This window comes from Streptomyces sp. N35, from assembly GCF_016464295.1.
In the GTDB taxonomy this organism is placed as follows: Bacteria; Actinomycetota; Actinomycetes; order Streptomycetales; family Streptomycetaceae; genus Streptomyces.
The window spans coordinates 26,157-40,960 of sequence record NZ_JAEIMH010000052.1; the positions used below are offsets into that span (position 1 = coordinate 26,157).

The 14,804-nt window shown below is 71.6% G+C and carries 13 protein-coding genes and 1 pseudogene; 9 read left to right on the forward strand and 5 right to left on the reverse strand.

Annotated elements, in window-relative coordinates:
* Window positions 1-216 precede the first annotated feature (216 nt).
* Window positions 217-1,620: a TldD/PmbA family protein gene (locus JAO81_RS26260; protein WP_199550411.1), complete on the reverse strand. Its 1,404-nt coding sequence runs from the start codon at window positions 1,618-1,620 to the stop codon at window positions 217-219.
* 286 nt (window positions 1,621-1,906) lie between these two features.
* Here JAO81_RS26260 and JAO81_RS26265 point away from each other — a divergent pair, with 286 nt between their 5' ends.
* From JAO81_RS26265 to JAO81_RS26275, 3 genes are all read left to right on the forward strand, one after another.
* Complete coding sequence (locus tag JAO81_RS26265; RefSeq protein WP_199550412.1) at window positions 1,907-2,899, forward strand: ScbA/BarX family gamma-butyrolactone biosynthesis protein; 993 nt, start codon at window positions 1,907-1,909, stop codon at window positions 2,897-2,899.
* Entirely contained in the window at window positions 2,896-3,555 is a 660-nt protein-coding gene (locus tag JAO81_RS26270; RefSeq protein WP_199550413.1) for an HAD family phosphatase, read from the forward strand. The genes JAO81_RS26265 and JAO81_RS26270 overlap by 4 nt, the downstream gene beginning before the upstream one ends.
* A 306-nt stretch (window positions 3,556-3,861) precedes the next feature.
* The gene (locus JAO81_RS26275; RefSeq protein WP_199550414.1) at window positions 3,862-5,070 is read left to right on the forward strand and encodes a cytochrome P450; all 1,209 of its coding nucleotides are present in this window, start codon (window positions 3,862-3,864) and stop codon (window positions 5,068-5,070) included.
* A 210-nt stretch (window positions 5,071-5,280) separates the two neighbouring features.
* Here JAO81_RS26275 and JAO81_RS26280 read toward each other — a convergent pair whose 3' ends face one another.
* On the reverse strand, window positions 5,281-5,631 hold the full coding sequence (locus tag JAO81_RS26280) for a helix-turn-helix transcriptional regulator (protein WP_199550415.1): 351 nt from the start codon (window positions 5,629-5,631) through the stop codon (window positions 5,281-5,283).
* 263 nt (window positions 5,632-5,894) lie between these two features.
* On the opposite strand from JAO81_RS26280, the gene JAO81_RS26285 reads away from it, so the two are divergent.
* From JAO81_RS26285 to JAO81_RS26295, 3 genes are read left to right on the forward strand one after another with little or no spacing between them, the layout of a single operon-like run.
* Complete coding sequence (locus JAO81_RS26285) at window positions 5,895-7,337, forward strand: MFS transporter (protein WP_307813722.1); 1,443 nt, start codon at window positions 5,895-5,897, stop codon at window positions 7,335-7,337.
* Window positions 7,338-7,344: 7 nt separating this feature from the next.
* On the forward strand, window positions 7,345-8,844 hold the full coding sequence (locus tag JAO81_RS26290; protein ID WP_307813724.1) for an FAD-dependent monooxygenase: 1,500 nt from the start codon (window positions 7,345-7,347) through the stop codon (window positions 8,842-8,844).
* A complete protein-coding gene (locus JAO81_RS26295; protein ID WP_233415932.1) occupies window positions 8,841-9,869 on the forward strand; it encodes a beta-ketoacyl-ACP synthase III in 1,029 nt (342 codons plus the stop codon). Before JAO81_RS26290 ends, JAO81_RS26295 begins: the two co-directional genes overlap by 4 nt.
* A 61-nt stretch (window positions 9,870-9,930) precedes the next feature.
* Here JAO81_RS26295 and JAO81_RS26300 read toward each other — a convergent pair whose 3' ends face one another.
* A complete protein-coding gene (locus JAO81_RS26300; RefSeq protein ID WP_233415933.1) occupies window positions 9,931-10,557 on the reverse strand; it encodes a TetR/AcrR family transcriptional regulator in 627 nt (208 codons plus the stop codon).
* A gap of 251 nt (window positions 10,558-10,808) precedes the next feature.
* On the opposite strand from JAO81_RS26300, the gene JAO81_RS26305 reads away from it, so the two are divergent.
* The 3 genes and pseudogenes from JAO81_RS26305 (at window position 10,809) to JAO81_RS26315 (ending at window position 13,237) form a co-directional block, all read left to right on the forward strand.
* Window positions 10,809-11,330, forward strand: a complete 522-nt coding sequence (locus tag JAO81_RS26305; RefSeq protein WP_206344448.1) for a DUF6230 family protein — start codon at window positions 10,809-10,811, stop codon at window positions 11,328-11,330.
* Window positions 11,321-12,356, forward strand: a pseudogene (locus tag JAO81_RS26310) (DUF6114 domain-containing protein). The gene JAO81_RS26305 and the pseudogene JAO81_RS26310 overlap by 10 nt, the downstream one beginning before the upstream one ends.
* Window positions 12,353-13,237, forward strand: a complete 885-nt coding sequence (locus tag JAO81_RS26315) for a hypothetical protein (RefSeq protein WP_199550417.1) — start codon at window positions 12,353-12,355, stop codon at window positions 13,235-13,237. Before JAO81_RS26310 ends, JAO81_RS26315 begins: the two are co-directional and overlap by 4 nt.
* Before the next feature lie 114 nt (window positions 13,238-13,351).
* On the opposite strand, the gene JAO81_RS26320 is transcribed toward JAO81_RS26315, so the two are convergent.
* On the reverse strand, window positions 13,352-14,554 hold the full coding sequence (locus tag JAO81_RS26320) for a hypothetical protein (RefSeq protein ID WP_233415934.1): 1,203 nt from the start codon (window positions 14,552-14,554) through the stop codon (window positions 13,352-13,354).
* Window positions 14,555-14,569: 15 nt separating this feature from the next.
* Window positions 14,570-14,788 carry a hypothetical protein gene (locus JAO81_RS26325; RefSeq protein WP_199550418.1) on the reverse strand — a complete coding sequence of 73 codons (219 nt, stop codon included), beginning with the start codon at window positions 14,786-14,788 and terminating at the stop codon, window positions 14,570-14,572.
* Window positions 14,789-14,804 lie beyond the last annotated feature (16 nt).

Genomic DNA, 14,804 nt, shown 5'->3' on the forward strand with positions numbered 1-14,804 from the left:
GCCCCGCCCGTGTGGGGGGCCCCGGGGGGAGGGGCGGAGGCGCCGGGGGCCAGCGGCGGGCGCTTCACCAGTCTATGGGGGCGGCCGCCGGAAGCCGACCGGATTCCAGTCCGCAAGATCCTCGCGGGCCGGGGTGGGATCGGGTGGGCCGGGATCCGGACGGGATACCTGCACCCCTCCGAGCCGGCTCACACCTCCTGGCTCACCGAGCCCAGCTCACACCCCCTGGCTCACCGAACTCATGTTGAAGTCCGGCACCCGCAGCGGCGGCATCGCGGCGCGGGTGAAGTAGTCGCCCCACTCGCGCGGCAGCGTCTTCTCGGTGCGGCCCGCCTCCGAGGCCCGGCCGAGCAGGTCGACCGGTGACTCGTTGAACCGGAAGTTGTTCACCTCGCCCACCACCTCGCCGTTCTCGACGAGATAGACACCGTCGCGGGTGAGCCCGGTGAGCAGCAGGGTCGCCGGGTCGACCTCGCGGATGTACCAGAGGCAGGTGAGCAGCAGCCCGCGCTCCGTGGCCGCGACCATCTCGTCCAGCGTGCGGTCGCCGCCGCCCTCCAGGATCAGATTGTCGATGTCGGGGGCGAGCGGCAGCCCGGTGAGGCCCGCGCTGTGCCGGGTGGTGAGCAGATGGGCCAGCTCGCCCTCGCGGATCCACTCCGTCGGCGCGAGCGGCAGCCCGTTGTCGAAGACCGAGGCGGTGTCGCCGGAAGCGTGCGCGATCACGAACGGCGCGGACTCGAGGCCCGGCTCCGCGGGATCGCTGCGCAAGGTCAGCGGCAGCTCGCTGAGCCGCTCGCCGATCCGCGTACCGCCGCCGGGCTTGGAGAAGACGGTGCGGCCCTCGACGGCGTCGCGGCCCGCGGCCGACCAGTACTGGTAGATCAGCAGATCCGCGACGGCGGTCGGCGGAAGCAGTGTCTCGTAGCGCCCGGCCGGCAGCTCGATGCGCCGCTCGGCCCAGCCCAGGCGCTGGGCGAGCTCGGTGTCGAGAGCCCCCGGGTCGATGTTCTCGAAGTCCCGGAAGTCCCGCGTCGAGCGTCCGGCCCAGGCCGAGCGCGTACGGTCCGGGGATTTGGCGTTCAGCTCAAGGGTGCCGTTGGGCTGGTCGTGCCGCAGGCGCAGCCCTGTCGACGTACCGACATAGCTCGAGGTCATCTCGTGGTGGGCGAACCCGTACAGCTCGCGTCCCCCGGAGCGGGCGCGGGCGAAGGCCTCGCCGAGTGCGGGGGCGAACTCGGCGAAGACGGCCGATGAGGTCTCGGCGGGGGAGTCCAGGAAGTCCGGCGACGCGGGCGTGCCGCTCACCAACTCCTGTGCGTCCTCGGCCGGTTCGCCGTCCCGTGCGGCCTTCTCCGCGGCCCGTACGAGATCCGCGAGGTCACCGGCGGTGACGGCCGAGCGCGAGACGACCCCCGAGGCGGTGCCCTCCTTGCCGTCGACGGTGGCGATCACGGTGAGGGTGCGGCCGCGCGTGACCCCGTTGGTGGTCAGCGCGTTGCCCGCCCAGCGCAGATTGGCGCTCGACTCCTCGTCGGCGATCACCACACACCCGTCGGCGGTGGACAGGTCGAGGGCCCGCTCGACGATCTCGTGCGGTGGGGTCGTACGAGAACTCATCGATCCGCCTCCTGTGTGCTCAAGTCGCTGTGGTCCACCCACGTGGGTGTCCTCTCCATATACCAGTCGGCCAACGCGTATACATCGGCCGGACAGGGCGCCAGAGGCGTGCACGAGTTGTGACGCACTCCACAGTGGGCACTGGTGTGCGAGCACTGACCTGGCCTTTTTCGGACCGCACCGCATGTGTTCCGGCCGGACCGGCCGGAATTCGACCGCTTCAAGATCATCGAACCTAGGTATTGTCTCCGTCGTACCTAACGCCTGGGCAGAAGGGGAGAATGCCATGGCAGTTGACGTTCTTGACTACACCGGCACCGTTCCGCGCGCATTGGTTCACCGCGCATCCGTCACCGAGGTCTTTCTGACCGACCACCGGCCGCACGGCGAGGGCGCGCTGATCGCGGCCCAACTGCCGCGCACCCACAGCTATTACAACGACCACACGGGCAGCCCCGCACTCTATGATCCGCTGCTCCTGATGGAAGTGCTCAGGCAGTGCGGGATCCTGGGCTCGCACGCCTATCTCGACGCTCCGCACGGCTCCGCCTTCGTCTTCGACCGCGCGGAACTGACCATCGTCGACATCGGGGCGCTGCGGATCGGCCCGCGTCCGGCCGAACTGCTCATCGACTTCCGGATCGTCGAGACCAAGAAGCGCGGCGGCAAGGTGGCCGGCGCGGTCTACGAGGTGCTCGCCGACCTCGACGGACGGCCCGCGGTGCGCGCGCGCCTGGCATGCCGCTGGATGCCGCGCCGCACCTGGCAGGCGCTGCGCGACCGTTCGCGCGCCGGCCTCGAACTCACGCCGCGCGCCCATATCACGGGACTCAGGCTGCCCACCTATCTCGTCGGCCGGCGCAGCGCGCAGAACGTCGTGCTCGCCGATGCCGTGGTCGAGGGCAGCGAGGCGGTCGGCCATGTGGTCGTGGACCAGGCGCACCCCGGACTCTTCGACCACCCGCTCGATCACATACCGGGCGCCGTCATGTTCGAGGCCTTCCGCCAGACCGCGCTCTACGCGTCCAGCGAGGTGCACGGGCTCGCGCCGCGCGGTCTGTACATGGAATCGCTGCGTACGGACTTCGCGCAGGTCGCCGAGTTCGAGCTGCCCACGGACTGCCGGGCACGGGTCGGCGCGCTCACGCCCGACGGGGTCACGGTCGAGTCCGAACTGGTTCAGGAGGACCGGGTCATCGCCTCCGCGACGCTGCGTCTGGGCCGCACTCTGTGCCCGGCCGCGTCCGCGCCCGCCGAGGAACGGCTGGTGTCCGCGTGACGGCCTTCGTCTGGTTCGACTTCGGGGGAGTGCTCTCGCCGCCCCTGGAGGAACTCTTCCGTACGTACGAGAAGAAGACCGGCATCCGTCCGGACCAACTGCAGGGTGCGATGGCCGAACTCGGCCGCGAGCTCGGCGAACCGCCGCTCGCCCCCATCGAGTCGGGGCGGATGCCGCAGGCCGAGTGGACCGGCCTGCTCTCCGCCGCCCTGCGCAGGCGCTGGCCCGAACTCGACCAATCCCGCGCGGACTGGGCGGACTTCGGGCGGCAGTGGTTCGACGGGGTCACCGTCAACGCCGAGATCGCCGCGGCGGTACGGACGCTGCGCGCCGAGGGCTTCGGTGTGGGCGTGCTCTCCAACAACGTGCGCGAATGGGAGCCGTACTGGCGCCAGATCATCGAACCGGCGGGGGAGTTCGACCGGGTCGTGGATTCCTGTCTGCACGGCATACGCAAGCCCGAACCGGAGATCTACCGGCTCGCACAGCGCGAGGCCCGGGCCGGCGGCGAGAGCTGCGTGCTCGTCGACGACCTCGCCGAGAACTGCCGCGCCGCCGAGCGGGAGGGCTGGACCGCCGTCCACTTCCGCACCACGGACCAGGCGCTGCGGGAGCTGAGTGCCGTGACCGGGGTGCGGCTGACGCGGCTGTGGTGAGGGCGGGGGTGATGCCCTGCGGGGGCGAGGCTCCGTGGGGCCGAGGCCGCCTTGTGAGGCCGACGTTCTGTGGGGCCGATGCTCCGTGAGACCGAGGCCCTGCGAGGGCCGACGTGCCGTGTGGCCGACGGCCCGTGAGGCCGACGGCCCGTGAGGCCAACGTCCCGTGTGCCGGACAGACCCCTCCCTCCCGGGGGCCGAGCCCTTCAAAGGCTATCGGCCCCCACTGACAACCCAGGTGTGGCCGCCCGTCCCACCCCATCCACCCCACCCACTCCTGCCACTCCTGCCACCAAGGAGCCCGACATGACCACAACCACATCCGCCCCCGCCCTGGCCCGTATCGACGGCATACCGCACCTCGATCCGGTCCCCACCTTCACGCCCGTCGCCGCGCGCAGCCGCGGCGGACTGCCGCAGATCACGCTGCCCAGCGGACACACCGCCGTGCACCTCACCCGCTACCGCGATGTGCACCAGGTGCTCACCGACACGAGCTTCGGGCGCACCGAGACCAACGTCGACGGCGGCCCCACCTTCCTGCCGACGATCATGCCGAAGGAGCTGCTCCTCAACCTGGACGCGCCCGACCACGCCCGGATACGACGGTTCGTGACCGCCGACTACAGCGTGGCCGGCGTCGAGGCCCTGCGTCCCGTCGTACGGGAACTGCTCGCCGCCAAGCTGGAGTTGCTGCGCGGGCAGGAGCGGCCCGACCTGTACGCGACCGTCCTCGACACCCTGCCCGCCGAGATCAACGGCCGCTTCCTGGGCATCCCCGACGCGGACATCGCGTACTACCGGCCGCTCGGCCACACCGTCCAGGTCGCCTCGCACGAGGACGTACCGGGGCTCGTCGAGGACTTCACCGCGCTGTACGTGTATCTCAGCGAGCTGGTGGCCGGAGCGCGGCCGCGGATCGAGGGCGGTCTGATCGACCGGTTCGTGGCCGGGCGGGATGCTGCCGAACCTCCCCTGGAAGACGCCGAGTTGGTGGGCATCCTGCTCGGCTCGCTGCTCGGCGCCGACCAGAACATCCTGTCCGTCGCGTCCAAGGTCCTCTACGTCCTGCTGTGCCGCCCGGTGCTCTGGGAGCGCCTCGCGGCCGAGCCCGCGATCGCGCCGAAGCTGGTCGAGGAGCTGATCCGGCTGATCCCCCTTGGCAACATCTCGGCCTTTCCGCGCCTGGCCACCCGCCGCGTCGAGGTCACGGACGGGGTGATCGAGGAGGGTGAGGTGGTCTATCCGGACGCCTTCCAGGCCAACCGCGACCCCGAGGTCTTCGCCGATCCGCTGACGATCGACCCCGACCGCGCGGGCCCCCGGCATCTGCAGTTCGGCTACGGGATGCACCACTGCATGGGAGCGGCGCTCGCCCGGATGGAGATCGGCGAGCTGCTCACCACGCTCGCGCGCGAATTCCCCGCGCTGGCCCTGGACGCGGATCCGGCCGGGCTGCCGTGGGACAGCGGGGTGATCCTGCGGCGGCCGGTGTCGCTGCCGGTGCGCTGGTAGGGCCATGTCGGCGGCCCGGGCGTGCCTCGCGCCTGGGGCCGCCGACAGCCTGATGCCTCAGCCAGAGGGACGTCGGCAGCCCGATGTCCCAGCCCTGTGCCGCCGGCAACCTGATGCCTCAGCCCGAGGGCCGGGACCGCCGGCAGCCCGATGTCCCAGCCCTGTGCCGCCGACGGACTGATGCCCCAGGGCCGCCGGCAGCCCGCCACCTCAGTCCCTGGTTGCCAGCAGCTCGACGCCCTCCGGCAGTTGGGCATTGTCCGTGACGAGCCCGAGCAGCCCCGGAAAACGCCGCTCGATGTCCGCGCGCCGCAGCTGTGCGCTGCGGCTGTTGCCCCGGTCCACCTGCCGTACGAGACCGGCCTCGCGCAGGATCCGGAAATGGTGCGTGCGGGTGGACTTGGACACCGGGAGGCCGAAGGACGTGCAGGTGCGCTCGGTGCTGTCGGGCAGACCCGCGAGGGTCGCGATCACCTGGTAGCGCAGCGGATCGGACAGGGCCTTGAGCACCGTCTGGAAGTCCATCTCCTCGACGTTCGGGTGTCCCTCGGCGTCCGGCATGGCGCGGCTCCTCACGCGGCTCGGGTGCCGCGCTCGGCGGCACCACAGGGCGTCGCGCTCTGCGACCCCCACAAGGCGTCGCACCCTGCGACACCACCCTCTCAAGGTACTACTTGCGTCAAACCTGCGGACTGTGCCAACCTGAGGTACGAGATTGATCATACCTCCGTGAGTCGGTGCGCCCGCTCGGCGCCAACTCCCGTTGCAGGAACCCCTGTCACCGACCTGCCCCAGGTCCCCAGCTCTCGATTCGGAGTTCTCCCGTGGCCTCATCGACCACCGATCCCGCACGCACAGCACCGGACCTGGATACCGGGAGCGCCCCGGCGGCGGGCGGCCTGACCCTGTTCGCGGTCCTTCTCGCCGTGTTCGTCGTCCCCACCTCCATCTCCGGTACGGCCGTCGCCCTGCCCGAGATCGGCGCGGACACCGGCGCCGGATCGGCCGCCCTGCAGTGGGTGGTCAACGCGTTCAACGTGGCCTTCGCCTGCTTCACGCTGGTCTGGGGCACGCTCGCCGACCTCGTCGGCCGGATCCGGGCCTTCGCCGCCGGCGCCGCGATCTTCGCCGTGGCCTCGCTGGCCTGCGCGCTCGCGCCCAACATCTATGTGCTCGACGGCGCCCGCGCGCTCGCCGGTCTCGGCGGCGCCGCGATCTTCGCCTGCGGCAGCGCCATCATCTCCTCGGCCTTCGAAGGGCCCGCCCGCGCCAAGGCGTTCGCGCTCTTCGGCACCATCGCCGGCATCGGCGTCGCGCTCGGCCCGACCGTCTCGGGACCGGCCGTGGACGCGCTCGGCTGGCGCTGGATCTTCGGCCTCCAGGCCATCCTGCTCGCCGTCGTCCTCGCCTGCGTCCCGGCCATCTCCCGCCGCGTAGGGGATCAGGCGGCGCGCAGCGGACGGCTCGACGTGCGCGGTGCGGTGATCTTCGTCGTGGCCATGGCGGCCATGACGTACGCGATCGTGCAGGGCTCCGAGTGGGGCTGGACCGCGCCCGAGACGCTCGGCCTGCTGCTGCTCTCCCTGGTGCTGCTCGCGGTGTTCGGCGCACTGTCCAAGCGCACCGAGGCACCGCTGCTCGACCTGACGGTGGTCCGCAACCGCCGCTTCCTCGCGTACACCCTGGTGCCGGTCGCCGCCTCGTTCGGGTTCGTCACCCAGCTCACGTATCTGCCCTCGTACCTCTCGACCGTCGCCGGCTACAGCGCCTCGGCCGCGGGCGCCACGATGCTGCTTCTGACCATCCCGGTCCTCGCGCTGCCGCTGGTCGGCCTGAAGCTCGTCGAGCGCGGGACCTCGCCGCTCGCCGTGGTCTTCGCCTCCCTGGTCTGCCTGGTCGTCGGCGACCTCGCGCTCCTGACGCTCGGCCCGGACAGCTCACTGCTCGCGATGGCGGTGCCGATGCTGGTGACCGGTGCGGGCATGGGTCTGTCGGCCGGTCTGGTCGACGGGCAGGCGCTCGGTCTGGTCGAGCCCGAGAAGGCGGGGATGGCGGCCGGGTTCCTCAACACCCTGCGCCTGGGCAGCGAGGCCATCGCGGTCGCCGTCTTCGGCTCCGCGCTCGTCTCACTCGCGACCGGCGACGGGAGCTCGTACGACGACGCCTTCCACACCCTGCTGATCGCGATGGCCGTGGTCTGTGTCGTGCTCGGACTGCTCGTGGTCGCCCTGGGCCGCGGCAAGTCCGAGGCAGCGGTGGGGAAGTGAGCCGCGCGTGACCTCCTCCTCAGCGCAGGTCGCCGTGGTCGGCGGCGGCCCCGTCGGGATGCTGCTCGCGGCCGAACTCGCCCACTTCGGTGTACGGGTGACGGTGATCGAGCAGAACGCCGAGACCCTCGACGTGCCCAAGGCCGGCACCCTGCACGCCCGTACCGCGCAAGTCCTGCGCCGCCGCGGCTACCTCACCGCGCCGCGCACCGGGCCCGAACTGCTCGACCGTGAGGCCACCCAGCCCTTCCACTTCGCGGGGCTGCCGGGCCTGACCATCACCGGACCGGCCGTCGAGGGCGATCCCATCGTGGGGCGGGCGCAGAGCGACCTCGAGCGGCAGTTCGAGAAGACGGCGCGGCAGCGGGGCGCTGTGGTCCTGCGCGGCCGGAAGGTCACCGCGCTGCGCTCCCGCGAGGAAGAGGTCACGCTCACTCTGGACGACGGCTCGGACCTCACGGCCGCCTGGGTGATCGGCGCGGACGGGGCCCGCAGCCTCGTCCGCGAACAGGCCGGGTTCACCAGCGAGGAACACCTGCCGCGGGCCCAAGCGGTGCTCGGCGTGGTCGAGTTGGAGGACCCCTACAGCGCGCCGCCCGGCTGGAACCTCACCGAACGCGGCTGGACCGTGATCAACCCGAGCCCGTGGGGTCCCAGCCGCGTCGCGGCCTTCGACTTCGACGGACCGCACCCCGACCGCCGCACCGCGCTCACGCTCGCCGAACTCCAGGCCACGGTCAGCCGGATCGCGGGACGTGACATCCCGATGTTCCACGCCACGTTCCTCGACCGCTTCAGCGACTACGCACGCCTGGTGCACAGGTACCGCCGCGGCCGGGTGCTGCTCGCCGGTGACGCCGCCCATGTGCACTTCCCGGTCGGCGGCCAGGGCCTCAACCTCGGCCTCCAGGACGCCGTCAACCTGTCCTGGAAGCTCGCCCTGCATCTGCGGGGCCGCGCCGGTGAGGACCTCCTTGACGGCTACACCGACGAGCGCCGTCCGCCCGCGGCCCGCACCATCGCCAACACCCAGGCCCAACTGGCCCTGATGCAGCCGGGCCGCGGGCACGATCCACTGCGGGACCTGTTCCTCGGCCTGCTGCAGAACCCGGCCGTCAGCAGACAGCTCGGCGACATGATCAGCGACCAGGACGTCACGCTGCCGCGCGGCCCGCACCAGTCCCGCTGGACCGGAACCTTCCTGCCGAACCTGCCGCTGACCGTGGGCGGCAGGACCACGAGCGTCGTGGAACTCCTGCGGCCGGGCCGGCTCCGGCTCCTCGTCCTCGAGCCCGGCGCCGCGAACGATCTGCGCAAGGCCGCCGCGCCCTGGCCCGTGGACGTCACCGTCGCCGACTGTGCGTCCCAACTCGCCGTAGGGGCCTGCCTGTTGCGTCCCGACGGCTATCTCGCCTGGGCCGACGACGGCGGCCCCGCCGGTCTGGAGGCGGCACTCGAAGCGCTGCTCGGGCGGCCCGCCGCCACGACGGAGAAGGACCCGACATGACCGAGATCCAGATGACCGAGCCCCACCGGACCCAGCCCCACCGGACCGAGGCCCACCGGACCGAGGCCCACCGGACCGAGGCCCACCGGACCGGAACCCGCATCACCGCACTCGGCCACTACCAGCCCGCCCGCATCCTCACCAACCACGACCTCGCCGCACTTGTCGACACCGACGACGCGTGGATACGTTCCCGGGTCGGCATCGACACCCGGCATATCGCGGCCGAGGACGAGACCGTGGACTCGATGGCGGCCGCCGCGGCCGAGAAGGCCCTGGCCCACGCCGGCGTCGACGCCCGCGACATCGACCTCGTGCTGCTCGCCACCTGCACGGCCGAGCACCGCGCCCCCAACATGGCCTCGCGCACCGCGGCCCGCCTCGGTATCCCGCATCCGGCGGCGCTCGACGTCAACACGGCCTGCTCCGGCTTCAGTCACGCCCTCGCGCTCGCCGACCAGTCCCTGCGTACGGGAGCGAGCGGCCGCGCCCTGGTGATCGCCTCCGAGAAGTTCTCCTCCGTCACCGACTGGACCGACCGCACCACGTGCATCCTCGTAGGCGACGGAGCCGCTGCGGCGGTCGTGGAACCCTCTGCCGAACCCGGGATCAGCCCGGTGGTCTGGGGCTCCTTCCCGGACCGCGGCGCCGCTGTCCGTATCGAAGGAACCCCGGCCCGCTTCGCCCAGGAGGGCCAGTCCGTCTTCCGCTGGGCCACCACCGAACTGCCCGCCCTGGCCCGGCAGGTGTGCGCCCGCGCCGGCGTCGCGCCCGAAGAGCTCGCCGCGGTCGTCCTGCACCAGGCGAACCTGCGGATCATCGAGCCGCTCGCCGCCAGGATCGGCGCCGTGAACGCCGTCGTGGCCACCGACGTCACCGTGTCCGGCAACACCTCCGCGGCCGGCGTCCCACTCGCCCTGTCCAAGCTGGTCGCGGAGGGCCGTGTCCCGTCCGGCGCCCCCGCGCTGCTCTTCGGCTTCGGCGGCGGGCTCGCGTATGCGGGACAGGTGGTCAAGGTCCCTTAGGCGGCCGGGATGGGAGGGCGAGACAAGACGGGTGGGACGGGAGGGCGGGACCCGAATCCGGCTAATCCGGTTCGGGCGCCGGCCAGTCCGGCAGGAGCTCCTCGATCGTGTCGAGCGTCCGGCGCAGCTGCCGTACCAGGAGCTCCCGCACCGTGTCACGGTCCGGCTCCGTGCGGCCGATCCAGTCCAGGGTCACGCCCTCCACGCCGCTGAGCCAGCCGACCAGGGCGAGCCGCGCGAGCGACGGGATGTCCCGCCGGCCGTACGCGCCCTCGGCGATCGTGGCGATCAGCTCCTCGCGCACGGTGTCGCGGATCGCGAGCACCTCGGCGTCGAAGCCCACGCCGCCCGTCACGATCGCGTGGTACGCCGCCCGGTGCTGCTCGGCGTAGCGCAGATAGCCGTCGATCGTGCGATGGACGCGGATCGTGCGCGGCAGATCCTTGGCGCTGCCCGCGCGTGCGACGAGTCCGGCGATCGAGTCCTCGACGATGGCCAGGTAGTAGCCGCGCTTCGACTTGAAGTAGTAGTAGAACAAGCCCTTCGCGACACCCGCGCGCTGGGCGATGTCGTCCATCGACAAGGCGTCGTAGGACGTGTCGGCGAACAACTTCCTGCCAATGGCGATGAGTTCGGCGCGGCGTGCCTGTGAACGCTCGGTGCCGCCCCGCTGTTGACTATTATTCAAATTGCGCCCTAGTCTCCAACTGCCCGCGGAATGCCCGCAGTATGGCGCCCCCCGCCTGCCTGCGTCGACGCTCCGCGAGAGAACGGGCCGCATGCGGCGCGCTCCCGCATCCGGCCACGCACCGCCCCTACGCACGTGGACGACGTACGGGAGGCAATGTGAGCTCACAGCAGCGGCCCACCGAAGTGGGCAGAACCAACTGGAAGAAGACCGCGGTCGTCGCCCTGCCGGCGGTGCTCTGTGTCGGTCTCATGGCCTCGGTGATGGCCCAGGGCGCACTGGCCGCGTCCTTCGCCGTCTCCGGCACGAGTTTCCAGGTCTCCTCGGGCAAGCTCACCAGCGAGGGGCTCGCCTCCTACGTCCAGGTGGACCGCTCGGTCGACGGCAAGGGCCACCCGGTCGCCCTGCTCGGCATCGGCGATGCCACGCTCTCCGACATCTGCCAGGCCGCGGAGGTGAAAACCCCGGTCGGCACGGTCGTGTTCAAGCTGACGGCGGGCGGCGAGGCCGGGAACGTCACGGCCAGCAACCTGATCATCGACGGCGAGGACCTGGTCGGAGACGCCCGCTTCGGCACGGCTCAGATCGGCCGGGACGCCTCAACCCTCGACAGCGTCGAGGGGGTCAAGGGCGAGGCCGGCAAGTTCGGTCTGCAGGCCGGTGACATCGAGGTGGCCGGAGTGCGGTCCAACGCGTGGTCGGCCACCGGCGGCAACTTCCGGCTCAAGGGCATGCGGGTCGACGTGAGCCTGGACGGCAAGAAGTGCTTCTGAACCGCGACGGCGGCGGATGGCTCGACCGGCGGCTGCCGCTGCCCGAGGCACGCCGCGTCCTGCGCCGCTGGCGCCGGACGCGGCCGTTTCTGGGGCGGACTGCTGCTGATCCTCGGCGGCCTCGAGCTGCTCCTCGTACCGCTGTCGCCGCTCACCGTCCTGGTCAGCCTCGGACTCGGCGGGATCGCGGCGATCGGCATCGGGCTCGCGCTGATCGTGGCCGGCCTCTTCCTGTGGCTGCTCCCGCACACCCGGCACTACGTGAGCGTCAACGCCCTGATCCTGTCGGTGCTCTCCTTCGCCGCGACCAACCTCGGCGGCTTCCTCGTCGGCATGCTCCTGGGCATCGCCGGCAGCGCGATGGGCTTCGGCTGGACACCGGTCGACCCGGACGCCGCGGAGAAGGCGAAGCGGGCGCGGATACGGGACGGGCAGGGGACCCGCACGCTCGGAGTGCTCCTTCCGGTGGTGCTCGCCGGTGCGGTGTGGGGGCCGGGAGTCGGCCGGGCCATGGCCGCACCGGCCGACGTCCTCTCCGCCCCGGCCGATGCCGTCTCCGCGCCGGCCGATACCGTTTCCGCCCCGGCCGATGCCGTCTCCGCCCCGGCCGGGGGCATCGTCGCGCCGCGCACTCCTGCGACGGTCACCACGACGCTCTTCGCCCCGAAGGGCTTTCTGTTCGCCGGAGTCGAGGAACTCCCCACCGCCGACGGCACGCTGAAGGTCATGGTGCTCCGTATGAAGGCCGCTTCCCTGGACGACTACCGGCTGCAGACCCGCGACGGAAGCGACGAACTGGCGCTGGGAGCCGACACCTTGGAGCTCGACGGCGATGTCACGCTCTACCTCACGAAGTTCAGCGGCTGCCTCGAAGGCCTGCTCTGTCTGACCTTCACGCCGGACGGGCTGCCCGTTCCGCCGGTCGTGCCGCCCTTCGTCTTCATGACCCAGGTACAGGCCGAACAGGCCCTGGTCACCTCTGACTTGATCGTCGCCGGCGGACTCACCCTGAAGGCCTCGCCATGATCCAGATCCAGGCCGCCCTGTTCTGGGCCTACGCGATCGGGGCCACCTTCGCCGTCGCGGCCGGACGGCAGCTCCAGATCTGGGAGCGGCTGAGCGTCGGCGAGGGCCCGCGCACCCGCAGCCGCGTCGCGAACCCGTATCTGACCCTGACGCTGCTCTTCGCCACGGTGCTGCTCGTACCGACCGGCCTGTTCCTGCTCTGGCAGAACCCGTCCTGGGCGACCATGCAGGTCGCGGACGCCCACCGGGGAATCTGGGCGGGGTTCGTCCTCTTGTACGCGGGAGGCGTTCCCGTCGCCACGCTGCTCGGGTTCACGGCGGCCCAGGCCCTGATCCTCATGGGCGCGGGCTACTGGGCGTATCTGCAGACCGTGGGCGGGTACTTCCTGGTGTTCGGGACGCTGATCCACGGCTGGGACGGCAGCGGCTACGCGCGCTTCTTCTCCACCGGCGCACGGGACTTCGCCGACTGGCCCAAGGACAGCGTCGTCAACAACGTCCTGGACTTCCTGACCTCCGGCACGTTCCTGGCGCTGCTGCTCCTCGGGGCCGCCGTGCTCGGGACGATGCTGATCACCGAGATCAGCTGGCTGATGGAGGGCTGGGACCTGCCCGGCGGCGACGAGGACCGCAAGGTGCCCCGTATCGTCGCGATCGCCATCGCGGCCGCGGGTGTGTACGGACTGCCGTTCTTCGGCGCGCTCGTGGCAAGTGGCCTGATGCGGCTGCTCGGAGCGGTCTTCGGACTGCTCCTGTTCGCCGTGCTCGCGGGCGTGGTCCTGCTGCACCGCCGCTCACCGGTGCGCTGGCTGTACGGCCTGGTGGGCATTCCCGAACGGCACTGGCGGGCCTCGGGGGACGCGGTCGTCGAGCGTACGTGACGGTTCCTATGGGCGGGCCGAGGAGCCCGCCCACAGTGCCCGGCCACGGGCCGAGCGGCCCGCCCACAGCGCCCGGGCAGGGGCCGAGGAGCCCGCCCCCAGCGCCCGAGCGCTCTAACCCGCCGCGTCCTGGAACGCCGGCAGCGCGAAGATCCGGGTCTTGGCCTCGTCCGACATCAACTCGACCAGCGGCAGCACCACATCCCACAGGTCCTGCTTGTCGACCTCCCGGGCGAGCGCGTCCAGTTCCGGCTCGGCGAGCGCACCCGCGGCATCCGCCACCACCTTGCGGGACGCGTCCGGCAGCAGTTCCACCAACGGCAGGAACTCGGCCCACAACCCCATGGCGACGACGGCCCGTACGACCCCGGCAAGCACCTCGGCGTCCTGCAACGACGGCAGTACGGCGACCGCGCGCAGCTCGCCCGCGGGCAGCAGGGCCACCAGCGGGAGCAGCGACTCCCACAGCCCCTGCTCGGCTGCCACCGCGACCAGGGAGTCGAGCCGCTCGGGCGGCTGCGCGGCCGCGAGCGAGGCGATACGGCCGCGCTGCTCTCCGGTGACCATGCCGGCGACCGCGAGCGCCTCGGGCCAGAGCCCGTCGGCGGCCGAGGCGATCACCGACTCGAGCCGCTCCCGACCCATCAACTCGATGATCCTGCTGAGCTGTTCGGGCCGGTCGATGGCGTAGCCGGTGCGCAGGACCGTCTCGTCCGGGACATGCGGCAGGATGCGGCTCAGCGCCGCATCCCGCAGATGTCCGACGAAGCGGCCCATGGTGAGGTAGTCGCCGCGCTCGGCGAGCACCACGGCGATACGGACCACGAGGTTCTCGTCGAGCCGGTCCACGATCCGGGGGATACGCCGCGGATCGAGGTGCGCACAGGACTCGGCCGTGAACGCGACCGGCAGTTTCTCGATGATGTCGGCCGCGCGTGCCGGATCGAGCCGGCCCCCTACCGCGGCCGCGGGCCGCGGCCCGGGCGCCCTCTGCGTGATGGCGGGCGCCCCCCCCGCGGGCCCCCACCTCGTCGCGGCGGCGATCCGGTCCAGCATGTCCGGCACGCGGTCGAACAGTGCGGCGACGGTCTGCTCACGGAACCTTCGTACGTCCTGAAGAGGCAGCTCCTGGAGGAAGCCGAGACGGCCTTTGTCCACGTCCAGGAGCGCGGCGATCTTCTCGATCTCGGCGCGGCTCTGCAGGACTTCGGGGGCGGCGCGGTTCTGCGGGACCTCGGGGTCGGCGTGGTTCTGCGGTGGTTCGGGGGCGGCGTGGTTCTGCGGTACTTCGGGGGCGGCGCTGTGCGATGAATCCATGGCGGGGCCTCCGATTCAGCGGAACAGGATGCGGCGGACGGGGCCGCGGGCGAGTGCGGGCACCAGCTTGAGCGCGTCCTCGGCGGCCTCGTTCAGGCCGGCCGCCTGACTCTCGCGCCGGGCGCGCAGGGCGTCCGTGAGAACGCCGACCTGCCCGGGCGTCAGCCGCCCGAAGCTCTCCGGAAGCGCATCCCTCAACTCGGTGCTCAACTGCGCCGTGCCTTCCGTACTCACGGGACCTCCAGGGCGG

Coding starts and splice junctions, on each gene's coding strand:
- JAO81_RS26320 (WP_233415934.1), bottom strand. CDS start 14,554: ATGGATTCATCGCACAGCGCCGCCCCCGAAGTACCGCAGAACCACGCC.
- JAO81_RS26265 (WP_199550412.1), top strand. CDS start 1,907: ATGGCAGTTGACGTTCTTGACTACACCGGCACCGTTCCGCGCGCATTG.
- JAO81_RS26280 (WP_199550415.1), bottom strand. CDS start 5,631: ATGCCGGACGCCGAGGGACACCCGAACGTCGAGGAGATGGACTTCCAG.
- JAO81_RS26260 (WP_199550411.1), bottom strand. CDS start 1,620: ATGAGTTCTCGTACGACCCCACCGCACGAGATCGTCGAGCGGGCCCTC.
- JAO81_RS26305 (WP_206344448.1), top strand. CDS start 10,809: ATGGCCTCGGTGATGGCCCAGGGCGCACTGGCCGCGTCCTTCGCCGTC.
- JAO81_RS26295 (WP_233415932.1), top strand. CDS start 8,841: ATGACCGAGATCCAGATGACCGAGCCCCACCGGACCCAGCCCCACCGG.
- JAO81_RS26275 (WP_199550414.1), top strand. CDS start 3,862: ATGACCACAACCACATCCGCCCCCGCCCTGGCCCGTATCGACGGCATA.
- JAO81_RS26315 (WP_199550417.1), top strand. CDS start 12,353: ATGATCCAGATCCAGGCCGCCCTGTTCTGGGCCTACGCGATCGGGGCC.